Genomic DNA, 24,703 nt, shown 5'->3' with positions numbered 1-24,703 from the left:
CCGACGCGGAGATGGGGGGCCGGTCGCGGTGGTCGGGTGGTCATCGCGGCGGCGAGGGGGTCGGTGAAGGTCCGCGCGGGGACGGGGCGGGGGCGGCCGGTCTCGACGGTGAGTTGCCACCGCAGCGCCCGCCGGACAACGGCGAGCGGGGACAGTTTGCGCAAGGCCCGGGCGGGCGCGGTGGCCGAGACGGGCGAGCTCACGATCGCGACCGCGGGCTCGGCGGGGTTGGTCGGCCGTTGGGGGCCGCTTGGTGCAGCCATGGCCGCCGCTGTGGTCAGGACGGCGATCGGGGCGAGCGCCGACCGCGTGCGGGTGCTCATCGGTGGTGGTCGGGGACGGGTGCGGGGTTGCGCCGCTGGTCGCGTGCTTCGCGGGTGCGGTCGCGCAGCAGATCGGGGTCGACGGCCTGGCGGGCGGTGCGGCGCGCGGCGCCGCGGGGTCGGGTCGAGGGCTGTTCGAGCGAAGGGACGGCGGCGAGCAGGGCGCGGTCGCGGTCGAGCTGGGCGGTGAGGTGGCGGTCGAGTTCCTGTCGGTCGTCGGGGGCGAGGTCGGCGAGTTGGGCTTCGGGGAGGCCGGGCCGCCAGGACTGTGCGCGCCAGGCGTGCCGCTCGTCGGTGGTGGGGTGCTCGGTGTCGGCGCGGAGCTCTTCGATCTGGAGGTCCAGCTGGCGGGTGCTGTATCGCTCGCCGGTCTCGACCTGGGTGCGGTCGGCGGTCTCGATGAAGCGGCGGGCGACGCCTTCCTCGGCGCGGGGCATGAGGCGCGGTTCGAGCGCTTTGCGCTGGGCGATGAGCTTGCCGCGCTCGGCGCGGGCGTCGCGGCGGCGCTGCTGGGCCTCGGCGCGGTCCTCGGGGGTGCGGGCGCGGCGCTCGGCGTTCTCGGCCTGGTCGATCGTGCGCTCGAGGGTGGTGATCCGTCGGGTGAGGCCCTGGGTCTTCGCGCGCGCGTCGTCGTGCGCGGTGAGCGTCTCGTGCAGCTGGGTGTAGCGGTGGTCGAGTCGGGCGCGGGCGCGGTCGCGCAGCTCAGTGGTCGCGGCGACACGCAAACCTTCGTCGGCGTCCTCGCGGCGGTGGGTGTGGGCGGTGCGCGCGGCGCCGCTGGCGACGAGCGTCGCCGCGACGGGGGCGCCCGCGACGGTGGCGGTGCCGCCGGTGAGGGCGCTGGCCACGGGGGCGGTCATGCGGGCGGCGTAGTAGGCGCGGGCGAGCGAGTTGCTCTTGTCGTCCTGGGTGCCCAGGGAGAGCCAGCCGAGGAGCTCGTCGCGTTTGAGTAGGACGCCCCACCAGAAGACGGCGCTGACGAGCCAGACGGCGAGCCACGGCAGGTCGGTGTCGAGGCCGGCGACGATGCCGTTGATGGCGAGGACGATCGCGAGCAGCAGCGCGTAGATCGCTTTGGCGACGGCGGCGGCGAGGAGCTTTTTGGCCCAGCCGGTGAAGAGGCGGCGGCCGTGTTCGCCGAAGGCGGGGGCGAGCAGCATGACGGGGGCGGCGAGCAGGAGGACGAGCGTGAGGAGGCCCTGGAGGAGGACGCGGAGGGCGAGCCAGCCGATGAGGAGGATGCAGCCGGCCATGCCGAGCGCGATGAGGCAGAACAGCCCGACCCGTACGACGGTCTTGCCCTTGCCCTGGATCTCGACGCGCTCGCGGTCGGCCTTCGTCGGGCGGTAGCCGGCGAGCTGGTCGCGGATGTCGTCGTCGTCGGCCTGAAGGAGGTCGGTGCCGGGGACGGTGATTCCCAGGACGTCGGGCTGGTTGGTCCAGGGTTCGGAGTCGGGGTCGTCGATGATCTGCCACTCGGCGGTGCGCGGTCGGGTGTCGGGGTCGTAGCGCAGCCAGCGCTCGGCGCGGGTGAGCCGGTCCCCGGGGGCCTTCTGAAGGCACCAGGTGACGTCGGCGAAGTTCATCGCGCACCACGGTCTGAGGACGACGGCGTCGAAGATCTGTCGGGAGCTGCCGGCAATCGTGCGGGCGGGGCGGGTGAGGGTGCCGTCGGCGGCGCCGGAGAGGAAGCCGAGCGAGACGTCGTTGGCGCCTTTGGAGAGGGCGCCGATCGTCTCGGCGGGCCGGGCGATGACGAAGAGGGCGCCGGCCATCATGAGGGCGGCGGCGGCGAGTCCCGCGGCGGTCTCGGTGTGGCGGCGCTGGACGATCCCCCGCCACAGGGCCCAGAGGCCAAGGGTGGTGATGGCGGCGAGCAGCCACGGCTGGCCGAGGGTGCGGGTGTGGAGGCGCTGCAGGGCATCGCGGGCGGGGCGCATCGCCTCGTTGAGGAGGTCGAGGCTGAACGCCCATTGGAAGGCGAGGAGCACGCCCTTGAGCCCGTAGAGGAGGGCGAGCCAGGCCATCGAAAGCAGCCACTGCACGGCGGCGAGCAGGTTGGAGGTGGGGTCCTTGGTGAGGCCGGTGTCGATGTGCCAATCGAAGCGGTAGCGGTCTAGCGGGTAGGGGTGCTCGATCGCGCCGGTCGCCGCGCAGTCCGCCCGGGTCCGGGCGTCGAGACCGGCGGCGTTGTTCGCGCAGAGTGGGCTGTCGCCGCCTAGGGTGCGCAGCGGGTCGGCGGCGCTCGCCGGTGCGGCGAGCGCGAGCAACACGACGGTCGCCGCGAGCAGCCCGACGAGTGCTCTCACGCGCCGGCCTCTGGCGGGGTGGTGTCCAGCGCGGAGAGGAGGTCGGGGTCGGCGGGGTCGATCTGGACGGGGGCGACGCGACCGTGCAGGTCGCGCATGAGGCAGGCGCCCTGGCGGAAGGCGAGCAGGCGTTGGCGCTGGCGGTCGTCGGTGGGGTCCAGGCGCAGGAGCTCGAGGGCGGCGGCGGCTTCCTTGTCGGATTCCATGCCGAAGACGAGCCGGGTGCCGATGAGGTTGTCGAGCTCTTGGGCGTCGCCGATGAGGTGGGTGACGAGGAACGGGGTGGCGTTCTCCGAGCGGCCCCATCGGTTGAGGTGCTCGATGAGCCGCCGTCCGGCGGCGTCGGAGAGCAGGAACCACGCTTCGTCGAAGCCCAAAGCCTTGTGGCGGGAGCGGTCGTGGCCCATGTGGTGCATCGCGTAGGCGGCGAGCAGCCGCAGAACGGCCTGGCCGATGCGTTCCTCCTCGGAGAGCTCTGCCCGCGGCGTGCCGGGAAGGGGGCGGGGGAGGTTGCGGATCCGCAGCGACGTGACCTGCTTGCCGCCGGCAGGATCGACGTGGTGGTCGGTGGTGGCGAAGCCGAGCTGGGCGAGGCCGGTGTCGGCGTAGACCTCGAGGACCCCGGCGACCCGCGGCGCCGGATCCTCCCCTGAACGGAGGGCGTCGATGACGGCCTGGCAGCAGCGAGGCCCGTCGCCGTGGGTAACGGTCTTGACGGCGCGGCGGACCTCGGCGCGCCACTCCGGGGCGACGGGCTGGGGGAGGACGTCGCACAGGAAGGAGACGGCGAGGTCCTCGGCGGTGCCGGGCGGTGCGATCCGTAGCGGGTCGAGGAGGCCGCGGTGTTCGGGGCCGGCGGTGAGCTCGATGCGCTCGACGTGCCCTGCCATGGCGGGGAGCTGGTCGAGGCGGTGGTCGCCCTTGGGGTCGATGTCGACGATCCGCGCTCCCTGCAGGAACGCCTGATGGAGCAGGAGCTGCAGCGCGACGGTCTTGCCGGAGCCGAGCGTGCCGGCGAGCAGCGTGGCGGGCGGCCGACTGGTCCGGCTTGCTTCGGTCGGGTCGTGCAGGACGGGCTGGCCGCTGCCGGTGAGGGTGTGGCCGATGTAGGCGCCGCGGTCGGGGCCGACGTGGGTGGTCGCGGTCGGGACCATCGCGCCGAGCTGCTCGACGAGGAGGTAGTCGGCGTAGTCGCCGATCTGGGTGCCGTGGCCGGGGAGGTGCTCGAGGAAGAGGCGGTGCTGGTCGCCGAGCGGCCGGTGGAGGGAGACGGGGCTGTAGAGGGTGCGCAGCTGCGCGACGCGTTCGTCGAGCAGCTCGGAGGTGGGTGCGCCGACGGCGAGGCTGATCGAGGTGTGAAGGAGCGGCGGGCGGGCGTCGCCGGAGAGGTAGTCCTCCAGGGCGCGAGCGGCGTGCGGTCGACGCGCGCCGTCGGTGCTCGCGCCGTGCGCGCCCTGGGTCTCTTCGCCGTAGGCGTTGTCGGCGTCGACGACCTTGCGGCGCACGAGCGCGGCGGCGCGGTCGTTGGCGACGTGGCGGATGCAGACGGCGGCGTCGACCCCGAACCCGGCGGCTTCCATGGGGGCGAAGAGGAGCTCGGCGCCCGGACCGGGGAACGCGACGGTGGTGGGCAGGGCACCCAGGGCGAGGTGCGCCTGGTGGCTCGTGCCGTATTCGGTCTCGGCGGTGAGCGTGCGGCCGGTCGTGGTGATCGGGTGGTTGGCCCAGCGCAGCAGGTCGGCGCGCAGCGGCCGGTAGCGCAGCTCGTCGCCGTTAGCGATGACCATCGCCTGCGGGCGGTGGTGGAGGTCGAGGTCGGGCTCGCCCAGGCCACGGGTGAACGCGCGGCGGATGAGCCATTGGAGATCGAGGGTGCTCGCGCGCCGGCAGGCGATGTGCTCCCTGATGCGGTGGTGAAGCTGTTGCTCGCGGGTGGCGAGCTCGCGCAGCCGGGTCTCCGACAGGCCGGCGGGGTCCTCCCAACCGATCGCCTCCCGCACCGTGCTCCAAAGCCCGTCGGGCCGTGGGCTGGGGAGGCGGGCGGCGAGCCAGACCTCGGGGCGCAGGATCTGGCGGTGCTCGAGGAGGTCGCGGTGGGCGGCGAGGTGCGCGGCCCACTCGTCGGGGTGTCCGTGGCGAGAGTCGAGCTGGCCGATCGCGCGCTGCTCGTACTCGGCGGCGGACCAGGCGCGCGTGACGCGGTGAAGCGTGATGTCGGTCTTCAGCGCGTGGATGAGCCGGGCGAGCGCGCCGAGCAGCGCGATCTTCTCGGTGGTGGTGAGGCCGTCGTAGCTGGTGAGTTCGAGGCGGTAGAGCGCCCACACGTCGTTCAGGCGGCGGGGGAAGACGAGGTTCCCGGTCGCGAACACCGCGGGCGCCTTCACGTCTGGCTCCGGATGCGAAGGCGCTGGCCGGGGGCGAGGCGGATGACCTTGGGTCGGGTGAGCGTAGGGCCGGGGATCGCGCGCATGTGGAGCGTTCTCGCGCGCGCGTGCGCACGCGCGGGACGCAGGAGGCGCACGGTTGCCGGTCCGGTGATCTCGCACGCGGGGTACGCGGTGGCGGTGGGGCTGTGGGTGAGGAGGGGGCCGTCGGGGATCGGGTGGGGGCTGAGCGGGGCGGGGCGTGCGACGGCGGTGCGCTGCGGGGTGAGGGCGTTGGTGGTGCGGGCGAGGAGGTAGCGGTGGGCGGGGCGCCCGTCGATCCGCAGCCGGGTGAGCGCCATCGCCGCGGCCGCCGGGGCGAGCACGTAGGTCAACGGGGCGGGAAGCGCACCGAGGATCGCGCCGAGGCCGGGAAGCTGGCCGAGCGCGACGATGAGGCAAAGGACGGCAGCGGCGTGGCCGATCGCCGCGACAGGGATGCCGTGCGGGAACGGCAGGCGCCAGCGGTCGATGCGGTGAAGGCGTCGCTCGAGGCGGAAGACGACGTGGAAGGAGCGGATCTCCATCCCGGCGTGCGGGTCGACGGGGGCCATGGGTCAGCGGCCGGTGTCGGCGAACTCGTAGATGCCGCGGATGAAGTCGGCGACCTGTGGGCCGGCGAGGACGAATCCGCCGACGAGGATCGCCATACCGGCGAAGACGAGGGCGCCAGCGACGTCGCGGCGCCCGAGGTGCGTGACGGCGATGATCGCGGTGGCCCCGCCGAAGAGCCAGGTCGCCCAGGTCTTCAGGAGGCCGCCGAGGTTTCGGCCGACGTCGGCGGCGGAGTTCGCCGCCAAGGCGTCGTCGACGACGAGGGTAAGGGCGAGGATCGCGAGCAGGCAGGCGAGCGCGATCGGCAGTGCGCGCGACCGCAACGCCTGCGGGGACCGGGGCGAGGTGTGGACGGTGCGGGGGCGGGTGCTCATGGTGCGGCTCCTTGGGTGGTGTGATGGGTCGGGTTGATGGCGGCGACGAACCAGCGGCCGTCGCGGGTGAGGGAGAGGTGGAAGCGCAGGCGCAGGCGGGTGCCGTCGGCGAGCTCGGCGGTGGCGAGCGCGGCGACGCGTCGGCCGGGCTGCTGCCAGGCGAGCTCGTCGATCGCGGTGAGCTGCGCGGTCGTCTCGGGGGTGGTGACGTGGGCGCCGGGGGCGAGGTCGGCCTGGAGGTCGCCGGCGTTGCCGGCGAGGTAGTTGCGCAGCGCGCGCTCGACGACGCGCTCGAGCCCGGCGTCCTCGACGAAGTCGTTCCACTCCTGCGGGCGCGCCGTGCTGCGCGCGGCGAGCGCGGTGAGGCTCGGGTAGTCGCTGACGACGAGGTCGCCCGCGGCACCGGCGGTCACGGTGACGAGCAGCGTGATCCGCCGGCCGCTGGGTAGTCCAGCGAGCACGGCAACCCGCCACCCGCCTGCGTGCTCTGCCGCCCGTGCTCCGGTGGCGACGGTCCACTCGGGCCGCTGAGCGGTCCCAGGCACGGGGGTGATCCCTGCGTCGGGGTCGAGGCCCTCGGCGAGGTAGGCGCGCAGGCGCCGCTCGCGCTCGGCGGGGTCGCGGCCGTCCCAGGTGAGGAGCTCGCGCACGAACGCTTCGGCGAACGGGGCGACCGAGACGGGCGCGGCCGTCGTGACGCGCGCGGTCGACGTGATCGGAGCCGGTGGCGCAAGTGCTCCACGCAGGCCGGCCGCGGCGAGGAGAAGGCCTGCGCCGATGATGGCGAGCCGCGGCGCCCGCGCGAGGACGCGTGCGAGGGTGAGGCTGCGTGACTCAGGGCGCACCGAGGACGAACTCCTCGCCCGCCGGTGCGGGCTTCCGAACCGGGGCGGGCCTTGCCCGGGCGACCGTCGACGGGCGCGGCGCCGGCGCCGGCGGCGCGGGAGCGACCATCCGGGCGGCGGCGCGACGGCGCAGAACAGGCGAAGTCCGCGGCGTCCGCTTCGCGCGCCGCCGGGACTGGGAGCGCTCGGCCGCCGCGACCGGCTTCGCGGCCGGCCTCGTAGGGGCAGGCTCAGGGACCAGCGGCGACCGCGGCGGCGCGGGCGCCGGTGCCGGCGGCGACGGAGGGCCCGCGGACGGACGTCCCGCGACCGCAATGACGAGCGCAGCGGCCGCGACGCCGGTCACGACGCCCCAGGACCGGAGCCGCTTGGTGAAGGTGCCGGCGCGGTGAGGCGAGGCTCCCGCGCTGGTATCGGCGCTGGGAGGCTTGGTGTGCTCTGGAGTGCCGTGGCCCGACGTCGCGGTGGCCCGTGCGAGGTGCGGGAACTGGCCGGTGGCGTCGTAGGAGTCGCCGGGGTCGTCGCGGATGTCGAAGCCGCGAGGTCGAGGGAGGCGGGGCATGTCGTCCTCTTGGCGACGCCGCCCCAATGTGTTGCCCTACCGGCGTCGCAATGCGGCGCTGGCCCCGGCGAGATGACGATTGACCTGGGTGTAGGAGAGCCCGCCTTCGGCTTCGATCTCTCGGTAGGAGAGTCCGGCGACGCGTCGCGACATCGCGTATCGGTGCGTTGGGCGCAGAGCGGCGAGCGAGCGAAGGGCTTCGCGCGCGTCGAGCTGAATCTCGATGCTTGTGCCCGGAACCAGGTCGGTGAGCGTCCCGCCGGTTCCGTCGTCGCCGATGGGGACGTCGAGCGAGAGGTCGTGGCGCTCCCGGGCCGCGAGAGCCCAGACGCGGCGAGTCGCGGTGAGGCGCAACCAGGCGACCACGTGCTCGCGATCGGGCTGGTAGCGCAGGAACTGGGCCCACGCGTGCTGGCAGGCGTCCTCGACGGTCTCGTTGCTCGCGTCGACGGCGCTGCGGACTGCGCGGAAGAGCCGATCGGCGTGCTCGAGGTAGAGCGCGGTCTCGTCGCCGTGCTGTGGGGGACAGGCCTGGGCGGTCTCGGTCATGCGCCGGCGACCGGCGCGCCGGCAAGGCGCGAGCAAGGCGCTCCGCGCCGTACCCGTCAGGGTTGACCGTGCCCGCCGCCGGGGTGCCAGCCTCAGCGCTAACCGAGGCCGCTGCGCCCGAGATCACGCGGGAAGCAGCAGTCAGCGCCCGTCGCGCATGCGACCGTCGAGCTTGCGCGAATAGTCGAGTTCCCACCGGGCGTCGGCTGTGATTTGGGCCAAGAGCTCCGCGAACTCACCGAGGTCCGCTCGGGCTGCGCTCTCGAGCCTCTCGTTCGCGAACGAGCGCACCAGCTCTGCCATCGCGGACCGTTCTGCTGGCGTCACATGCCTTCGCGGTAGGTCCGTATGAACTCCTCGGACCGGGGCCCAGGCGCTCCGCCACCGCGACCGTTCGCCGACATCCACGCGGACACGGGAGAGCTAGGACGAGCTACTGCCCTTGCGGGTGACCCGCCGGTAGGCGGCGACACGTCGCGGCGATGGGTCGAAGACGGGCTGGTAGTAGAGATCGGCGGCGAGCTCTACGAGGACCGTGGCTGCCTCGGGCGTCGCCACGTCGATCGGCCCGGTCGTCCCGAAGGCGTCCCCGCCAAGACCGGTGACGCCGACTCCGGCGCGGAGCGCCTCGGTGGTGACGTGTCCGAGGGTGCCTTCACGAACGAGCTGCTGAACGCGGCGGGCGACATGCACGTTGCTACTGGCGACGTGGATGATCGCGTCGATGGCGGTCGAGGTGAGGTCAGCGTCGATGGCCTCGTTGAAGGCGACGACGGCGTCGGGGGCGCGGCGCTTGACCTCGTCGCCATCGACGAAGCGGGCTTCAAGGCGCTGTGGGTGCGCGACGTAGACGGTGTCGTCGACGACGATGGCGTCGGCACCGAGCTCGAAGGCTACGAGCGGACCTTCGACGGCTTTGAGTTGGTTGCCGGCGAGCATCGCTCGGAACTTGTTGCGTGACTGCAGCCCAAAGGTTGGGCTCTGACCGCGCACGGTGACGATGTCTGGGGTGCCCCGGAGCCTGGTTAGGTAGAAGCTCCACCGGCCGGTGCGGATGTCGCTCTCGCCCAGGAGGTCAGGGAGTTGCTGGCGACGGATCTCGATGACGGCGCGCTCGAAACTCCATGGAGCGTCCGGCTGGAAGTGGTCGTCGAAATCTTCGAGCGGCGCAACCATGATCTCGCCGTCGACGACGATGTCGTTGACGCTAAACGCGATCTGCGTCTTGGAGGTGAGGCGCGCGTGGAGCGCTTCGGCGTTCTCGGCGAGGTCGCGGCGCGCGGTCTCGTCCAAGTCGACGTGGCCGAAAGCGGGCTCGCCGTTGGTGGCCGGGCGTCGGCCGAACATCGCGCGAAGGTCAGGAGCGGGCATGAGGGTCCGGGGCGATGAACAGGACGCCAGCAAGGCGGCGGATGACGGCGGTGTGCCCTTGCTGGGGGAGATCTCGTGCGAGGGCTACGTGCTGGGTTCCGCTGATGGTAACTCGCACCGCTCGCATTCCCGCAAGATAGACGAGGGGGTTGACCGACCAGAGCTTTGCGAAGTAGGCCACGACCAGGATCAGGACCGCGCACAGGCTGTAGGCCACCCAGTCCTGTGTCGTTGGTGTGCCGGCCGCGACGGCGGGGAGGAGTATCGACACGATGTACCCAGTGACTTCAGCGTCGATGGGCTCGATCTCGTCGACCTGAACATCGCGCTGTTGGCCGCGCGGCAGGCAGGCGAGGACGACCGCCCATGCCACGAGCATGCCGATGCCGATGCCGATCGCGATGAACGCCGCGTACGCGTCGAGACCCCGGATGCCCGCCACGATCAGCACAGGCGCGTAGGCGCTGAGGAGCAACACGAGTCGACCCAGCGGAGCGTCGGTGGTTCTCGAGGTCATATCGAACATACGTTCCCATAGGCTGCGGACGCGCTCGGACAACCTCCCATACCCTTCGGGTCGGCTGGAGGGACCTCGAGCTGACATCAAGCCACTTCGATGCTCACCCACGCCTTCGCGCAGCAGCGGCTTGAGCGACGAGCCTGCCGTCGGCGGGTTCGAGCGGCCCTCCTGCTGTCCGCGTCCGACGTCATCTGCGCGGTCTACCATCCAGCTATGGCTAGGTGTACAGCTCCCGTTCAGGGTCACCGAACCGCCAGCGGAGCTGCGGCCTGCCCTGCGTGTGGCGGGCGTTACGGGTACTACTCGCGGCCGTCGCACTACCCGTCATCGGGTTACTCCCCGCGCGGCGGCGGGAGTGGAGGTGTCGGTAGCTCGGGCACGTCACGCGGCGGCGGGGCGCGGCCCAAGTGGTCGCCAAGTAGCTCGTCGGTGCATTACACCGCCGAGCAAGTCAAGGCGCTGGCTCCGTACCGTCGAGCGGTCGAGTTGCGAGGACGGCAGTCGGACCTTCGCGACCTCTTCCTCTGTCACGCGTGGGACGACCGGCGCGGTGCCGCCACTGAACTGCACGACCTGCTCGATGCCAAGAACGTGTCGGTCTGGTTCAGCGAGAAGGACGTCCTGCTAGGCCAGCCGTTCATGCGCGAGATCGACCGGGGTCTGGCGAAGTCGCGTGCGGGCCTCGTCCTCATCACACCGGCGCTACTGGAGCGCGTCGACAACCGAGGGGTCTCAGACAAGGAGCTCTCGGAGCTTCTGGCGCGCGATCAGCTCATCCCCGTCGTGCATAGGACGACCTACGATGAGGTTCGGAAGGTCAGCCCACTGCTCGGCTCGCGCAACGGCCTGGACACGGCGGAGGACTCGATGGAAGTCATCGCTACCAAGATCGCCGAGCTCGTTGCCATCAACAACGAGCTGGCGACAGGCGACGGCGACTGCGGACGACCCTAGCCCCCGGCCACTCGTATCGCTGTCAGACGAGGCTCGCACTCGGATCACCTGAGCATCGTCGTGGTCAGCTCGCTTCAGTGTCCGCGGGAACGGCGGTGCCGTACGTACAGGTGACGAGGAGGAACGTGCGAGTAGTTGTCGTGACGGACGGGGAGTCGGGTCACGCAGGTGTCGACCGGTCGCAATGCAGAGGTCGACCAAACCGAGGGCTGAGCCAGAAGAAATCACATAGGCGCAAGCGCTCATCGGACTCGGTATCGCTCCAGCGAATCCGCGCCCGCGAAGAAGTCGAGCGCATATTCCGGCGGACTCTTGGCGAACGGCCCGTAATCCTTGCTGACCAGGAGCGGATCGTTCGTCGTCCACTCGAGGGCGGGGATGAAGTACACCGCCGGCTCACGACCCTCGGCGTACTTCACGACCGCGGCGATCACTCCCTCGCGGAGCTCGAGCCGTTTCTGCTGCCAATACGTGTAGTTGTCTCCGGTGCAGCTACGGACGTGCACCTCGGTCAGCTTGCCGTCGCGCAGTGCGAAGACTCGGGAGCTCTGGCCACCGTCGCGACGCACCTCGTGGCCTTGGTCGACGAGCACGGCCTCGACGATGTCTAGTGAGCGCAGGCGCTTCGCCGCCTTCGGCTTTTGTGCCATGCCCCTACCTGCGGTGCGAGTCGGTTGGGCTCGCTGGCGCTCGTGCCCTGCGAGGGGCGGCGCGTGGATGGCGGCCGCCCCTGGGTCGCCGAGCGTCAGACGAGCGCGTGCGGTCGCGATGCGTACCGTGACCTTGCTCCTTGCGCGATCGGCCGCGGTCCGCACCACCTGTCCCGCGACTATGCGATGGTCGTCCGGATCGATCCCACCGTCGGCACGAATCAACCTGTCACATCGTCCGAGGACCGCACGATCTGCTCCGCTGGCCAACTGCAGGATGTCGGAGACAGACGCTCCGAGTCGCTGCGCCAGCACGACCACCTGACGCTCGAGGCCGACGCCGTACTGGACGGCGGCGACGGCGCCGTCGACGACGGCTTTGATCGCGTTTGTTGTCAGCCGCTCGCCGGTCACGTTCGCCGTCACGATCAGCGGAGAATCTCCATGAGCTGCATCTCCGAGATGCACGTCTCCGGTCCTCAACGCCTTCCAGACGGCCGGTGCGGTGAGTTGGTCGGCCGGGACGTCCTTCCACTCGACGACGGTCCGCCCCTCTTCCCACACTTCAAAGGGATCGTCGGGTCGGCGGTAGCTGTAGCGGTACGACACCCGCGGGCCGTCGTGGTCGTCGATGTGCTCGAAGCGGAACCCGTCAGCGATGCGACTGGCAGGGACCTGCATGTTGAGAAGCAGGAGGTTCTCGACGTCGGTGCCCTTGGTCGGTTTGCGCCCGGTGAAGATGCCCTCGAGCACGGCGCCCGGCGGCTCGCGGAGTCCGCCGATCCCTTGCAGCACCGCGACCCGCACGTCGAGGCGATCTCCTTCGGACAGTCGGACGTGCCCGTCCGACGTCACCGCGACCGCGGCGTCATCGCACTCGACCGACACCAACGCCCGAGGCCTGGGGGCCGACCCCGCGGGAATCTGGGCGGTCTTGCGCGGACGTCCGCGTCGGATGACGCCTCGGCGGCGCAGTTCGTCCTTCACGTCTTCGATCTCGCTACGTGTCGCCATGTAGGCGCCATAGGCCGCTTGGTACTCGTTCCCGCGCAGCTCGACGACGCGACTCCACATGCGTGGGCGCTCCCGCTCCCAGGCGGCCAGCAACTTCTGTAGCTCCTCCGTGCTCGCCGCGGAAGGGTCACTCATCGGTCTCAACTTCTCCGTGGCGTCAGGAAATTGCATTCGCGGCGGATCCTCGCCGAGAAGTCGATCGGCCGTCAATACGACGGAAGCGCTGAGCATGGTGGAGCGACGATGCCTGCCACGCGGGCCGGTGAAAGCAGCTTGCTACGGATCATCGGCGACGCCCGTTTAGCGTCCAAGTGCAGGCACGATCCCGCGCGGCGTGCGAATTCACTCTTGTCTACCCGCAAGATCGGACATCGCCTCCGGCCCGGTCTTCGCGTAAGTTCGGCGGCTGCGGCTGCGGCTCCGGCTACGGCGCGTCGACGCCGATGACCTCCTCGAGCCTGCGCGCGATCGCGTCGACGGTCGTCGCGTATTCCCGAATCGCGTCGATTGCTCCGTCCTCGCCCCAACCGGCGACGTACGGGATCGCTTCTCCGCTGACGTCGAGTCCGACGCTGCCGCAGACGATGTAGGTGACGGTGTCGACGAGGACCTCGGCCTGCGCGCGGGTATGCGAGGTGTAGGTGATGCCGAGGGCGTGGGCGAGTTCGTGGACGAGGACGCGGACCTGTCCGTTGGGTGGGAGCGCCGCGCTGATCGCGATGGTCTTGGCGCGGCTGTCGCACCATCCGCCCGCGGTCCCGGTGTCCTGCCTCTCGACGGTGTAGCCGAGTTCGCCGGCGAAGATCTCGAGCTTCGGGATCAGGTGGGCGTGGCTGTCGCCGGTGACGGGCTGCGTCTCCGGTTCGAGCGGGGTGGGCTCGCGGTCGGGGAGCGGTTCGGTCTGGGAGACGTCGAAGACCGGGACGGCGCGGAAGCGGATGCGGTTCTCGTCCTCGTTCGAATCGGCGTCGTCCCGCTCGCTCTTCTTCGGCGGGATGGGGGCGAGGATGCGGATCGCCTTCTCGCCCTTGCGGACGCAGGAGCCGAGGTCGAGGAAGGCGCGGAAGCCGGCGATATAGGTCGCGCGCGGCGCTTGGAGGGCGATGAGGAGCTGGTTGTTGAGGCTGTAGCGGGCGAGTCCGTTGCGCGCGCGGACCTGGACCCAGTGCTGCCAGCCGTCGCTGGTGAGGAGGGCTCCGGCGGCGGCTTCGAGGCGGTCGCGGTCGGCGGCTCGTCGGTCGGCGCGCTGCTGTTCGGTGAGGGCCATGGTGGTCTCCTTGACGGTGGGCCGGCGCCGGGTGCGCGTGGCCCTGTTGGCCGTCCCCGACTGCACGCTTGCGTGCGACACTCGGGGCGGCGGGGCACGCGCATTCGCGCGTCCGCCTGGAGACGTCAGCCTCGGAGCTCGTTGATCGATCCGCCGGCGAGGAGGTGGTCGGTGAGGTCGTGGCCGTCGTCGCGACCGGGGTCCAGATCGACCACCTGAGCTGTGATGCCTGCGCGTCCGAGGTCGAGCGCGACGCGTCGTGCGCAGGCTCTTCCTTCGTCGTCGCAGTCCATGACGACGGTCACGGCCCGGCCGGCGAAGCGGGTTGCCCATGCGGGTCGCCAGGCGGCGACTCCCGGGATCGCGACCGCCAAGAGTCTGGCGGTGTGAGCCGCGAGCGCATCGGGTTCCCCTTCGCAGAGCAGGATCGCGCCGGGCGGCAGGTGCTCGGGTGCAGGGAAGAGCGTCCGGCGGCTTCCGGGGAGCGCGAGCATCTTCGGGGCTCCGTGTCGGTCGAACGGAAGCCAGCGCAGGACGCCGGCGAGCCCGCCGTCTGCGTCCCGGACGGGGATCGTTACGCGTCGGCCGTCGTACCCGATCGCGAAACGAGTCACGGTGCTGGCACCGATCGCACGGTCGGCTTCGAGGCGGGCGAGCAGCGAAGAGCTCTGGGCCAGACGTTTCGCCCACGTGGCGACCGCCGTGTCGGGGATGACCAGCTCCTTCGGCGGGGCCGCGCCATGGTCGACGAGAGACCGCCGCGTGGGCTTCTGGCGTGCGGGGCGCGGGAGATCGGTCCGCCGCGGCTCTGCCAGTCCGCAGCTGATGAGGAGGTCCATCGCGCTGCGTGGACTGTGGCCTCGCTGGAGTGCCGCGTCGTAGGCCCCGCCGCGAGCGCCGCATCCGTGGCAGAGCCAGGCTCCGCTGGCGAGGTTCACCGAGACCGAGGGGTGACGGTCGTCGTGTCGGTGGGCGTCAGGTGAGGCAAAGCACCTGGCGGGCGCCTCGGTTCCGGCAGCGCGCAGGAGCGTGATCCCGAGGCGCGCGTAGAAGTCGCGAACCGCGGTCATGCTCAGGCGGCCTGGGCGAGGGCGGCGACGTGCTCGCTGACTTCGATGCGTGTGTGGCTCTCGGCGGCTTCGGCTTCGAAGTAGGCGAGGTAGGCGAACTCGTTGTTGATGAGCGGGACCTCGTGGGGCCATCGGCTGGCCCACCAGGCGAGCTGTCCGTAGGTGAGGCGCCCAGCGCACATCGCGGCGACGCGCTGGTCTGCGCTCATCTGCACGACCTGCTCCTTCTCGAGCGCTGTGAGGGGTCCGAACTTCAGGCGCGGGGGTCGGATGCTGAGCTGGGGCATGTGGGCCTCCGTGGTTCGGGTGCCGCCGGGTGCGGCGCCGTTCCGCGCCCGCCGCATCCGCGTTGGCGGGTGCCACAATCAGGCGGGCGCGGCGCCGCACTCGGGGTCAGGCGGCGGCGGGCTGGTCGGGCACCTCCTGGCGGTCGGGGCGGGTGCCGTCGGGCAGGAACTTGACCTGGCCGATGACCTTGTGGCGGGAGCGCTTCTCGCCCTCGCTGGTGGTCCACTCGTCCAGGACGAGGCGTCCGTCGACGGCGACGAGGCGGCCCTTGGTGAGGTACTGCTGGCAGGCCTGGGCGCCGGCGTCGAAGCAGACGACGTCGACGAAGCAGGCGGGCTCCTCGCCGCGGGCGTCGACGGCGAGCCGCAGGTCGCAGACGGGCCGGCCGCTGCCGGTCTCGCGCAGCTCGGGGTCGCGGGTGAGGCGGCCGACGAGCGCGACGGTGTTGAGCATCCGGGTCACTCCTCGGTGTCGGGGTCGAGGGTGAGTGGGGCGATGATCACGACGACGGGGTTGCCCTCGGTGTCGCGCTCGATGCTGGCGTGGAGGTTGTCGCTGACGGCGAGCTGCGCGAGCAGCTTGGCGGCGGGCTTGGTGATGGACACGCGGGTGTGGCTCCTTGTGGTGGTGGATGAGGAGCGGGCCCGCGACCGGTGGTGGTCGCGGGCCCGCTTTGGGTCAGGAGGCGACGACGTAGGCGGGGTTCTCGTCCTCGTGGGCGATGACGCCCACGCAGGAGTCGATGTCCACGACGTTGTCGTCGGTGCTCGCGGCGTCCGGGGAGTCCGCGTGCTGGTCCTCGGGCTGGGGCGTCGGCGGGTTGGCCGGCGCCTTGGCGGGGTCGAGGAACTCGACCTCCTGGGCGATCACCTCGTGCTTGCTGCGGATCTGGCCGTCGTCGGCCTTCCACTGCGAGAACTCGAGGCGTCCGTCGATGGCCACGCGCGCCCCCTTGCGCAGGTACTTCGCGCAGTTCTGCGCCTGCCGGTCGAACGAGGTGACGTCGATGAAGACGGCGCCCTTGTCCTGGCCGTTGGTGCGCTTGCGCTGGATCGCGAGACGCATGGTGCAGATGACCGCCTTGGAGTCGCCGGCGACCCGCAGCTGCGGATCGCTGGTGAGGCGGCCGGAGAGGATGATGCGGTTGACGCTCACGTCACCGCTCCTTTCTGCCCACCGGTGGTGGGCGTTCGTGGAATGAACGTGCGGGCTTGCGGCCGCGGAGGACGTCGGCCGGGACCCGCAGGGGTCCACGAGGAGCGGGGCGCGATCGCGCCCAGCAGCCCGGTTGCCCGGGCGGCTCGACGCGGTCTTCCTGCTGTCCGTGTGGCATCGCACACCACCGTCTTGGAGTGCGGCGGCGCGGGTGTTGCCGCTGCTGCGCAACTTCGTCGACGCGTCGCTCAGCGAGCGGGCGGCAACATCGCGCGGGGCTCGTGCCAAGTAGTGGGCATGTCCATCGAACGCGATCCCACTTCACCCGCGGTCGGGCTGACGCGTGCGGACCTCATGACCCCGGACGAGGTCGCGGCGCTCCTCGCGGTGCCAGTGTCCACCGTGCGTGACTGGGCGCGACGTGGGCTGATCCCGTCACGCAAGCTCGGCCGGCACCGCCGGTTCCTGCGCAGCGAGATCGAGCGGTGGGTCACGCGCGGGGTCGCGGCGTAGCCAGCGGGCGATCCTCTTCAATTGCCTTCCATCGGGTCGCTCCCGTGCTCGACGGGGCGAGCGAGCCTGCGGCACGTTACGTTGACGCCATGACCGTCAGATCACGCGGGTACACGTCGACCTCGGGCGCGTGATGGAAGGCCACAGCCAGCACGTCGCGTTCATCTGGTCGGTAGCCGACCTGCTTCGCGGGGATTACAAGCAGTCGGAGTACGGCAAGGTCATCCTGCCGCTCACGGTGCTGCGCCGTCTGGACTGCGTCCTGGAGGCGACCAAGCCCGCGGTCCTCAAGGCAGCCGAGATTCACGGGCACCGTCCGAACCCGGATCCGATACTGCGTCGGGCGGCAGGGGTCGACTTCTACAACACCTCACCGCTCGACTTCCGGCGCCTGCTCGACGACCCGCAGCAGCTCAAGGGCCAGCTGCAGGCGTACATCGCTGGGTTCTCTCCGGGCGCGTTCGAAACGTTCCAACGCTTCAACTTCGACGAGCAGATCGTTCGCCTGGACGAGGCGGACCTGCTGTACCTCGTAGTCGGGAGGTTCGCGGACATCGACCTGCACCCGGACGTCGTCAGCAACCTGCAGATGGGCTACGTCTTCGAGGAGCTGATCCGGCGCTTCTCGGAGCAGTCCAATGAGACGGCGGGAGAGCACTTCACGCCGCGCGAAGTCATCCGTCTCATGGTGGATCTGCTGTTCGCCGGTGACAGCACGGAGCTGCGCACGAAGGGGATCGTCAAGACGCTCTACGACCCCGCGTGCGGGACAGGCGGCATGCTGAGTGCCGCGGAGGAGTACCTGCGCGAACTGAATCCCGACGGCCGGCTCGAGGTCTTCGGGCAGGAGCTCAACGCGGAGTCGTACGCGATCTGCCGCTCGGACATGATGCTCAAGGGGCAGGACGCCGGGAACATCGCGTTCGGCAACACCCTCTCCAACGACCAGCACCCGCGTCGCTTCGACTACATGCTCTCCAATCCGCCGTTTGGGGTGGAGTGGAAGAAGATCGAGGTGCAGGTCAAGCATGAGCGCGACACGCTCGGGCACTCCGGCCGCTTCGGGGCGGGCCTGCCACGGATCAACGACGGCAGCTTCCTGTTCCTGCAGCACATGATCAGCAAGATGAAGCCCGCCGAAGAGGGCGGGTCGCGGATCGCGATCGTGTTTAACGGCTCGCCGCTGTTCACGGGCGCCGCCGGTTCTGGCGAGTCGGAGATCCGCCGCTGGATCATCGAGAACGACTGGCTCGAAGCGGTCGTCGCGCTCCCGGATCAGCTGTTCTATAACACCGGAATCAGCACCTACGTCTGGGTCGTCACCAACGCGAAGGCCGAGCGCCGCCTCGGCAAGGTGCAGCTGATCGACGCCCGCGAGCGGTGGGAGAAGATGCCGAAGTCACTCGGGGAGAAGCGCAAGCGAATCGCCGACGCGGGCATCGCCGAGATCGCACGCTGGTACGAGGACTTCGCAGAGACAGACACCAGCAAGGTGTTCGATAACGAAGCGTTCGGCTTCCGTCGCGTGACGGTCGAGCGGCCGAAGCGAGTACGGGTGGACCTTGAAGGGGCAGGCGAGCGCATGGACGGTCTCGCCGACAAGCTGGGCGAGGACGTCGTGGCCGCGGTCAAGGCCGCGACGGCCTCTCTCAAAGTCCCGGCTGGTTCGTCAGTCGCCGACGCGGCCACCGCGATCGCAAAGGCACTGCCCAAGCTCCCTGCGGCCAAGAAGAAGCTCGTCGTCGCGGCCTTCCTTCCACGCGACCCCGACGGCGACGTCGCAACCGACGGCAAGGGTCGACCCGAGCCTGATCTCGAGCTTCGCGACCACGAGAGCATCCCCCTTGTGGAGAACGTCGAGGACTACATCGCGCGCGAGGTCCTCCCGCACGCCCCCGACGCCTGGGTCGACGAGAGCAAGAGCGTGGTCGGCTACGAGATCCCGCTCACGCGTCACTTCTACAGGTGCCTGGAGCCGCGGTCTCTCGAGGAGATCGACGCTGAGATCGACGAGGTCGAGCAGGAGATCCTTCGGCTCCTGGAGGAGGTGCGGGGGTGACAACAACTGTGCTCAAGTACCTCGCCGATGTCACGTATGGGCTAGGCGAACCGCCGAGGCAGCTAGACGGTGGTGTCCCGGTGCTGCGGGCGACGAACATCCACCGCGGCAAGATCGTCCGCGAGAGCCTTATGCGCGCCGATCCGTCGGACGTACCGTGGGATCGGTGCCCGCCCCTCGTCGACGGGGAAATTCTCGTCGTGAGGAGTGGGGCCTACACCGGCGACTCCGCGATCGTCACCGCCGAGTGGGAGGGCGCCGCGCCCGGGTACGACCTGCGCGTTACACCGAGGCGCGTCGATCCGCGTTTCCTCGCGTACGTCATGCTGTCAACGCCTGCGCTTGACTACTTCACTGAGTGTCGCAGCCGCGCTGCGCAGCCGCACCTGAACGCCGATCAGGTCGCGGGACTTCGCATCCCGGAAATGGAGCGGCACGCACAGGCGGTGGTCGCTGATCTTCTCGACACCGAAACCGCGCGGATCGACGCGCTCGTAAGCGCTCGAATGCGCCAACGTCAACTCATTGCGGAGCGCGCCGCAGTGGCCGTCGACAGCTTGATGGCGCGCGCGCCTCGCATCACTGCGCGCCGCGTCTTCAGCCGAATCGATCAGGGCTGGAGCGCGGTTGCTGAAGCCTCCTCGGCCACTGAGCCTGGTGAGGTCGGTGTGCTGCGCCTGGATGCGGTAAGTGCTGGCGCGTTCTTCCCATCTCGCAACAAGCGCATCGACGTTGCTGCACTGCGCGACGATTGGCGACGTTTCGTGGTGAGCGATGGCGATCTTCTACTCGCGCGCGCATCCGGCTCACGAGAACGTGTTGGGGAGTCCGCGTTGGTCGAGCTTGCCGGCGAGGGGCCGACGCTCCTGTTCCCCGACATCCTGTACCGGCTCACGCCTGGGGAGCGACTCTCGGCAGCCTTCGCTGCAGCAGCCATGCGATCGAGCGATGTCCGAGCCCAAATTCGCGAGGTCGCTCGAGGCACGGCCAATAGCAAGATCCGTTCGTCGGACCTCCGTGAGCTCCAGATTCCACTCCCCGATCCTAGGCGGCAAGCGGAGATCGTTGCGGTAGTTCGGAGGATCGACGCGACCAGCGGTGCGACGATTGCCGCCATTGACAAGCAGATCGCGCTCCTGCACGAGCGCCGCCAGGCGCTCATCACGGCGGCGGTGACGGGCAGGTTGCAGGTTCCCGGGGCACCGTTGGCGAACGCGGTTGCATGACTACGCCCGGCGCACATGTCGAAGAGGCGTTCGAGGCCGCGATCGAGGCGTATTTGCTCGCGCACGGCTGGTACCAGGGCGCGAACACCTCCTACGACCGCGATCTCGCGTTGGACACGGTCGAGTTGTTCACCTTCATTGGTGCGACCCAGATCGAGTCGTGGGAGAAGCTCGTCGGGCGTCACGGGGGCGATCAGGAGACCGCGCAGAAGAAGTTCAAGGCGCGCCTGACGGAGGAGCTCAACCGACGTGGCGTGATTGACCTTCTCCGGCACGGCGTGACCGACCTGGGCGTGACGATCGACCTCGCGTACTTCCGGCCGGCGCACGGCCTCACGCCAGCCCTGGAGGAGCGATATCAGGCGAACCGCTGCGCGGTGACGCGGCAGCTGCGCTACGCGCCTGGCCATGACGGCGAGCTTGACCTCGCGCTGTTCGTCAACGGCCTGCCGGTTGCGACGGCGGAACTGAAGAACCATCTGACTGGCCAGACGGTCGAGCACGCCAAGAAGCAGTACCGCACCGACCGCTCCCCGAAGGACCTGATGCTGTCGGGGCGTCGTGCGGTGGCGCACTTCGCGGTCGACCCGGCGCTGGTGTTCATGACGACGCGGCTGCAGTCCAAGGAGACGCGGTTCCTGCCGTTCAACAAGGGCACGGCTGACGGTGGGGCAGGGAACCCGCCGAACCCGTCCGGTCACCGGACCGCGTACCTGTGGGAGGAGGTGTGGCAGCGCGACAACTGGCTGGACCTGCTGCACCGCTTCGTCCATGTGGAGCCGGGGACGGGCAAGGGCCCGACCGGTGCGGTCATCTTCCCGCGTTACCACCAGTGGGACGCGGTCCGGCGCCTCGTCGCCGACGCGCGCTCGGGCGGCGCGGGCCGGTCGTATCTGGTGCAGCACTCGGCGGGGTCGGGCAAGTCGAACACGATCGCGTGGACGGCGCATCAGCTGTCCAACGTGCATGACGTACAGGACCGCAAGGTGTTCGACAAGGTCGTGGTCATCACCGACCGGGTGGTGCTCGACCGGCAGCTGCAAGACACGATCTTCCAGTTCGATCACAAGCCGGGCGTGGTCAAGAAGATCGACAAGAACTCGGCGCAGCTCGCCGCGGCGCTGACCGGCGGCAGCGCGCAGGTGGTCATCACGACGTTGCAGAAGTTCCCGGTCGTCCTGCGGCAGGGTGCGGAGCTGAAGTCCGGTCGCTACGCAGTCATCGTGGACGAGGCGCACTCCAGCCAGACCGGCGAGGCGGCGAAGGACCTCAAGCGGGTGCTGGGCGCGAGCGCCGAGCAGCAGCTCGAAGCCGCCGCCGCGCAGGACGCAGCCGCGGAATCGGCGACGGATGCCCAGGACGATCTCGCTGCCGCGGTCGCCGCGCGCGGTCGTCAGGAAAACCTCTCGTTCTTCGCGTTCACGGCGACGCCGAAGGCGCGCACGCTAGAGCTGTTCGGCACGCCCAGCGACGCGTTCGGCGCGACGGACGGCAAGGTGAACTACGGGCCGTTCCACGTGTACTCGATGAAGCAGGCGATCGAGGAGGGGTTCATCCTCGACGTGCTCAAGGGGTACGCGACGTACGGCTCGTACTGGAAGATCGCGTCGGCCGCGGCGCAGGATCCGGATGTCGACAAGGCCAAGGCCGCCGCGCAGCTCGCGCGGTTCGTTTCGTTGCATCCGACGAACCTCGCGCAGAAGGCGGAGGTGATCATCGAGCACTTCCGTGCGCACACGCGGCGAAAGATCGGTGGCCAGGCCAAGGCGATGGTCGTGACGCGCAGCCGCTTGCACGCGGTTCGCTACAAGCTCGCGATCGACCAGTACATTCGCGAGCAGGGCTATGACGACCTCCGGACCCTGGTCGCGTTCAGCGGGACGGTCGAGGATGACGGCGGCCCGTACACCGAGTCGCAGATGAACGGCGGCTTGGCCGAGAGTGCATTGCCGGTCGAGTTCGCCGGCGACGGCTACCAGTTGCTGATCGTGGCCGAGAAGTACCAGACGGGCTTCGACCAGCCGCTGCTACACACGATGTACGTCGACAAGAAGCTCGAGGGCGTCAAGGCGGTCCAGACGCTCAGCCGGCTGAACCGGATCTACCCCGGCAAGACCGACACGTTCGTGCTCGACTTCGCGAACGACACCGAGCAGATCCAGGACGCGTTCGCGCCGTTCTTCGAGGCGACGATCGCCGAGCCGACGGATCCGAACCTGCTCTACAACGCCGCCGCGCGGCTCGACGAGTTCGCTGTCATCGACCGCGACGAAACAGCGACGTTTACGGCGGCGTTCCTGGGCTCCGGCGAGTCCGCGAACGCCTCGCTGTACGCGCAGCTGGATCCCGCGATCGAGCGTTATGCCGCACTTGCTGACGACGACCTACGCGAAGGCTTCCGTGCGGCGCTCACAGCTTTCGTACGCGTGTACGCGTTCCTCGCGCAGATCGTCCCGTTCGCCGACCCGGAACTCGAGCAGCTCTACACCTACAGCCGCTTCCTCGCGCTCCGGCTGCCGCGCGAGCAGCCCGCTGGCCTCGACCTCGCCGACGACGTAGTGCTCACCCATCTCCGGACCGAGCTGATCGGCGAGCACGACCTCTCGCTGACAGAGGGCGGCGGGGTGATCCCCGGGTTTACGGGCGAAGGCACTGGCGGGCAGGATCCTCAGCTCGCCAAGCTCTCGGAGATCATCGATCGGCTCAACGAGCGGTTCGGGACCGAGTTCACGGAGGCTGACAAGGTCTTCGTCGACCAGATCGAGCAAACGTGCGTCGAGAACGAGGCGCTCGCGACCCAGGCACGGGTCAACACGCCCGAGAACTTCAAGCTCGCCCTCGATCGCGTCTTGGAGGGACTCGTGATCGATCGGCTCGACGCCAACCAGGAGTTCTTCGGCCGCATGATCGACGACCCCGCCTTTGGCGCCGTGGTCCGCGAGTACCTCGCGCAGCGGGTCTACGGGCGGCTGAACGACTCCGGGGCCGCCGGATGAGCGGGCGCGAGACCGAGCTGGTGATCGCGCTTGTCGCCGCGGTGGGGACCGACCTCGCGATGCTCACCGACGAACTGAGCACGGAGCTGAACGAGTACGGCTACACGACGAGATGCATCCGGCTCAGCGGATTCCTCGAGGAACTTCGGAGAGAGACCTTTAGCAGCCTGCCGTTCGACGAACGGCTCTTCCAGGCGATGGACTCAGGCAACGCGCTCCGCCGAGAGTGGGAGCGCGGCGATGCCTTGGCGCTTGCCGCAGTCAGCGATATCGTCGCCACGCGCGGTCAGCTCACGAGCGGAATGGTTGGGGATGGCGAGGATGCGCAGCCCCTCGGTCTTGAACGCCATGCGTTCGTCATCCGGTCGCTCAAGACCCCCGACGAGCTCCGAACGCTGCGTGCGGTCTACGGCCCGCGCCTGTTCGTTATTGCGGCGTTCAGTCCAGAGAAGTCCCGCCTCGCCCACTTGGCTGACGAGATCCGCAGGTCGCGCAGCGACAACGATCCGTCGCGTTGGAAGCATCAACCTGAGGAGTTGATCCGGCGGGACATGGACGAGGAGAAGTCCGAGGGCCAGGACGTGTCGGACACGTTCCACCGCGCAGACTTCTTCATCAGAGGCGGCGACGCGGACGTCGCTCGCAAGGACATCGAACGGACGTTGCGCATCATCTTCGGCGACCCGTTTGCCACGCCGACCAAGGACGAGCACGCCCAGTTCCTCGCCGCTGGCGAAGCGCGGCGATCTGCAGAGCTCGGGCGTCAGGTGGGCGCGGCCATCGTCGATGGGCGCGGTGCTGTCGTGGCGCTGGGTGCCAACGAGGTCCCAATCGCCGGTGGCGGGTCGTACTGGGAAGGAGACGGGCGGACGGACAACCGCGAGTTCGCCGCTCACGAGATCGAGACAAACAAGCGCGCGCAGCAGGAACTCGCAGAGACGATCGCGGGAAAGCTTGAGGCCGGGTTCGCGGAAACGCTAGGAGTCCTGGGGCACGAGTCAGAGGCTGCGGCGCATGCGGCGGCAGCGCTCGCGGGAGATCTCCCCCAGAAGCTTCTCGCAGCGGGATTGAAGGACATCACCGAGTTCGGCCGCGCCGTCCACGCTGAGATGGATGCTCTCTTGGATGCTGCGAGGCGAGGCGTTGCGGTTCAGGGATGCAGCGCCCACACGACCACGTTCCCCCTGTCACAACTGTGCCCGCCATCTGATCGCAGCCGGAATCGACAGGGTGGTTTTTGTCGAGCCTTACGAGAAGAGCAAGGCGCCTGAGCTTCACGACGACTCGATCGTGTTGTCGGAACGGACGGATGGCGATCAGCGGGTCGCATTCGTCCCGTTCGTCGGGGTTGCGCCGAGGCGCTATCTCGACGCGTTCGACGCCGTCGCTCGAGAACGCTTTGCTGGCCAGAGCCGGAAACACGACGACGGCAGCGTGCGAGCCTTCGAGAAAAGCAGCGCGGTACCGCTGTTCACGGATCTTGTCGTGCCCGAAGAGCTCCGGCCGCTGCTCCCTGCCTACCGCCAGCACGAGCTGCTTGCACTCGGCCACTTCGAGGAGCTGCTCGGCCAGCGAGACGACGACCGGCAGGACCTGTAGAACACCGGGCGACAACGGAGAGGACGAGATGGCCAGCCGGGAAGAACGAGAGAAGGCGATCAAGCACGCCAGTCAGCAGGT

At 69.7% G+C, this 24,703-nt stretch carries 23 protein-coding genes; 7 read left to right on the top strand and 16 right to left on the bottom strand.

From position 1 onward, the window contains the following. Positions 1–319 precede the first annotated feature (319 nt). The 9 genes from GKE82_RS11370 to GKE82_RS11330 form a co-directional block, all read right to left on the bottom strand. A complete protein-coding gene (locus tag GKE82_RS11370) occupies positions 320–2,632 on the bottom strand; it encodes a hypothetical protein (RefSeq protein ID WP_154733360.1) in 2,313 nt (770 codons plus the stop codon). Then, on the bottom strand, positions 2,629–5,016 hold the full coding sequence (locus GKE82_RS30735) for an ATP-binding protein (RefSeq protein ID WP_154733359.1): 2,388 nt from the start codon (positions 5,014–5,016) through the stop codon (positions 2,629–2,631). The genes GKE82_RS11370 and GKE82_RS30735 overlap by 4 nt, the downstream gene beginning before the upstream one ends. Next, positions 5,013–5,609, bottom strand: a complete 597-nt coding sequence (locus tag GKE82_RS11360) for a TcpE family conjugal transfer membrane protein (protein WP_154733358.1) — start codon at positions 5,607–5,609, stop codon at positions 5,013–5,015. The genes GKE82_RS30735 and GKE82_RS11360 overlap by 4 nt, the downstream gene beginning before the upstream one ends. 3 nt (positions 5,610–5,612) lie before the next feature. Beyond that, positions 5,613–5,984 (bottom strand): hypothetical protein, encoded by a 372-nt coding sequence (locus tag GKE82_RS11355; protein WP_154733357.1) that lies wholly within the window; start codon positions 5,982–5,984, stop codon positions 5,613–5,615. Continuing rightward, on the bottom strand, positions 5,981–6,829 hold the full coding sequence (locus tag GKE82_RS11350) for a conjugal transfer protein (RefSeq protein ID WP_196189180.1): 849 nt from the start codon (positions 6,827–6,829) through the stop codon (positions 5,981–5,983). Before GKE82_RS11350 ends, GKE82_RS11355 begins: the two co-directional genes overlap by 4 nt. Before the next feature lie 598 nt (positions 6,830–7,427). Continuing rightward, entirely contained in the window at positions 7,428–7,940 is a 513-nt protein-coding gene (locus GKE82_RS11345; protein WP_154733355.1) for an RNA polymerase sigma factor, read from the bottom strand. Between the two features lie 141 nt (positions 7,941–8,081). Further along, on the bottom strand, positions 8,082–8,243 hold the full coding sequence (locus GKE82_RS11340; RefSeq protein ID WP_154733354.1) for a hypothetical protein: 162 nt from the start codon (positions 8,241–8,243) through the stop codon (positions 8,082–8,084). A gap of 120 nt (positions 8,244–8,363) precedes the next feature. Next, positions 8,364–9,287: a hypothetical protein gene (locus GKE82_RS11335; RefSeq protein ID WP_154733353.1), complete on the bottom strand. Its 924-nt coding sequence runs from the start codon at positions 9,285–9,287 to the stop codon at positions 8,364–8,366. Positions 9,288–9,297: 10 nt separating this feature from the next. Further along, complete coding sequence (locus GKE82_RS11330; protein ID WP_154733352.1) at positions 9,298–9,837, bottom strand: hypothetical protein; 540 nt, start codon at positions 9,835–9,837, stop codon at positions 9,298–9,300. A 423-nt stretch (positions 9,838–10,260) separates the two neighbouring features. Here GKE82_RS11330 and GKE82_RS11325 point away from each other — a divergent pair, with 423 nt between their 5' ends. After that, a complete protein-coding gene (locus tag GKE82_RS11325) occupies positions 10,261–10,785 on the top strand; it encodes a toll/interleukin-1 receptor domain-containing protein (RefSeq protein ID WP_309233550.1) in 525 nt (174 codons plus the stop codon). Between the two features lie 242 nt (positions 10,786–11,027). Here the strand turns inward: GKE82_RS11325 and GKE82_RS11320 are convergent, their stop codons facing one another. From GKE82_RS11320 to GKE82_RS27050, 7 genes are all read right to left on the bottom strand, one after another. After that, positions 11,028–12,680, bottom strand: coding sequence for a hypothetical protein (locus GKE82_RS11320; RefSeq protein ID WP_154733351.1), 1,653 nt, complete (start codon positions 12,678–12,680; stop codon positions 11,028–11,030). A 193-nt stretch (positions 12,681–12,873) separates the two neighbouring features. Then, positions 12,874–13,716, bottom strand: a complete 843-nt coding sequence (locus GKE82_RS11315) for an ArdC family protein (RefSeq protein WP_154733350.1) — start codon at positions 13,714–13,716, stop codon at positions 12,874–12,876. A gap of 125 nt (positions 13,717–13,841) precedes the next feature. Next, positions 13,842–14,555, bottom strand: a complete 714-nt coding sequence (locus GKE82_RS11310) for a toprim domain-containing protein (protein WP_196189179.1) — start codon at positions 14,553–14,555, stop codon at positions 13,842–13,844. Between the two features lie 233 nt (positions 14,556–14,788). Beyond that, positions 14,789–15,073: a hypothetical protein gene (locus GKE82_RS27055; protein WP_196189178.1), complete on the bottom strand. Its 285-nt coding sequence runs from the start codon at positions 15,071–15,073 to the stop codon at positions 14,789–14,791. Between the two features lie 106 nt (positions 15,074–15,179). After that, entirely contained in the window at positions 15,180–15,527 is a 348-nt protein-coding gene (locus GKE82_RS11305; RefSeq protein ID WP_154733348.1) for a single-stranded DNA-binding protein, read from the bottom strand. A gap of 5 nt (positions 15,528–15,532) precedes the next feature. Continuing rightward, positions 15,533–15,679, bottom strand: coding sequence for a hypothetical protein (locus GKE82_RS11300; RefSeq protein ID WP_154733347.1), 147 nt, complete (start codon positions 15,677–15,679; stop codon positions 15,533–15,535). 73 nt (positions 15,680–15,752) lie between these two features. Further along, positions 15,753–16,229, bottom strand: a complete 477-nt coding sequence (locus GKE82_RS27050) for a single-stranded DNA-binding protein (RefSeq protein WP_196189177.1) — start codon at positions 16,227–16,229, stop codon at positions 15,753–15,755. A 297-nt stretch (positions 16,230–16,526) separates the two neighbouring features. Here GKE82_RS27050 and GKE82_RS27045 point away from each other — a divergent pair, with 297 nt between their 5' ends. The 6 genes from GKE82_RS27045 to GKE82_RS11265 all read left to right on the top strand — a co-directional run bounded on the left by GKE82_RS27045 (position 16,527) and on the right by GKE82_RS11265 (position 24,622). Next, entirely contained in the window at positions 16,527–16,742 is a 216-nt protein-coding gene (locus GKE82_RS27045) for a helix-turn-helix domain-containing protein (protein ID WP_196189176.1), read from the top strand. Positions 16,743–16,875: 133 nt separating this feature from the next. Next, the gene (locus tag GKE82_RS11285) at positions 16,876–18,801 is read left to right on the top strand and encodes a class I SAM-dependent DNA methyltransferase (RefSeq protein WP_154733345.1); all 1,926 of its coding nucleotides are present in this window, start codon (positions 16,876–16,878) and stop codon (positions 18,799–18,801) included. Positions 18,802–18,881: 80 nt separating this feature from the next. Next, positions 18,882–20,027 (top strand): hypothetical protein, encoded by a 1,146-nt coding sequence (locus GKE82_RS11280; RefSeq protein WP_154733344.1) that lies wholly within the window; start codon positions 18,882–18,884, stop codon positions 20,025–20,027. Next, positions 20,024–23,023, top strand: coding sequence for a type I restriction endonuclease subunit R (locus GKE82_RS11275; protein WP_154733343.1), 3,000 nt, complete (start codon positions 20,024–20,026; stop codon positions 23,021–23,023). Before GKE82_RS11280 ends, GKE82_RS11275 begins: the two co-directional genes overlap by 4 nt. Further along, positions 23,020–24,294, top strand: coding sequence for a hypothetical protein (locus GKE82_RS11270; RefSeq protein ID WP_154733342.1), 1,275 nt, complete (start codon positions 23,020–23,022; stop codon positions 24,292–24,294). The genes GKE82_RS11275 and GKE82_RS11270 overlap by 4 nt, the downstream gene beginning before the upstream one ends. After that, the gene (locus GKE82_RS11265; RefSeq protein ID WP_154733341.1) at positions 24,254–24,622 is read left to right on the top strand and encodes a hypothetical protein; all 369 of its coding nucleotides are present in this window, start codon (positions 24,254–24,256) and stop codon (positions 24,620–24,622) included. The genes GKE82_RS11270 and GKE82_RS11265 overlap by 41 nt, the downstream gene beginning before the upstream one ends. Positions 24,623–24,703 lie beyond the last annotated feature (81 nt).

The sequence above is a fragment of the Conexibacter sp. W3-3-2 genome, assembly GCF_009707605.1.
In the GTDB taxonomy this organism is placed as follows: Bacteria; Actinomycetota; Thermoleophilia; order Solirubrobacterales; family Solirubrobacteraceae; genus Paraconexibacter; species Paraconexibacter algicola.
Note: the sequence above shows the minus strand (reverse complement) of the source record. Positions and strands in the feature narration are given on the sequence as shown.

Coding starts and splice junctions, on each gene's coding strand:
- GKE82_RS27055 (WP_196189178.1), bottom strand. CDS start 15,073: ATGCCCCAGCTCAGCATCCGACCCCCGCGCCTGAAGTTCGGACCCCTC.
- GKE82_RS11345 (WP_154733355.1), bottom strand. CDS start 7,940: ATGACCGAGACCGCCCAGGCCTGTCCCCCACAGCACGGCGACGAGACC.
- GKE82_RS11315 (WP_154733350.1), bottom strand. CDS start 13,716: ATGGCCCTCACCGAACAGCAGCGCGCCGACCGACGAGCCGCCGACCGC.
- GKE82_RS11305 (WP_154733348.1), bottom strand. CDS start 15,527: ATGCTCAACACCGTCGCGCTCGTCGGCCGCCTCACCCGCGACCCCGAG.
- GKE82_RS11330 (WP_154733352.1), bottom strand. CDS start 9,837: ATGTTCGATATGACCTCGAGAACCACCGACGCTCCGCTGGGTCGACTC.
- GKE82_RS11310 (WP_196189179.1), bottom strand. CDS start 14,555: ATGGACCTCCTCATCAGCTGCGGACTGGCAGAGCCGCGGCGGACCGAT.
- GKE82_RS11360 (WP_154733358.1), bottom strand. CDS start 5,609: ATGGCCCCCGTCGACCCGCACGCCGGGATGGAGATCCGCTCCTTCCAC.
- GKE82_RS11355 (WP_154733357.1), bottom strand. CDS start 5,984: ATGAGCACCCGCCCCCGCACCGTCCACACCTCGCCCCGGTCCCCGCAG.
- GKE82_RS11335 (WP_154733353.1), bottom strand. CDS start 9,287: ATGTTCGGCCGACGCCCGGCCACCAACGGCGAGCCCGCTTTCGGCCAC.
- GKE82_RS11275 (WP_154733343.1), top strand. CDS start 20,024: ATGACTACGCCCGGCGCACATGTCGAAGAGGCGTTCGAGGCCGCGATC.
- GKE82_RS11285 (WP_154733345.1), top strand. CDS start 16,876: ATGGAAGGCCACAGCCAGCACGTCGCGTTCATCTGGTCGGTAGCCGAC.
- GKE82_RS11320 (WP_154733351.1), bottom strand. CDS start 12,680: ATGCTCAGCGCTTCCGTCGTATTGACGGCCGATCGACTTCTCGGCGAG.
- GKE82_RS11340 (WP_154733354.1), bottom strand. CDS start 8,243: ATGGCAGAGCTGGTGCGCTCGTTCGCGAACGAGAGGCTCGAGAGCGCA.
- GKE82_RS11270 (WP_154733342.1), top strand. CDS start 23,020: ATGAGCGGGCGCGAGACCGAGCTGGTGATCGCGCTTGTCGCCGCGGTG.
- GKE82_RS27045 (WP_196189176.1), top strand. CDS start 16,527: ATGTCCATCGAACGCGATCCCACTTCACCCGCGGTCGGGCTGACGCGT.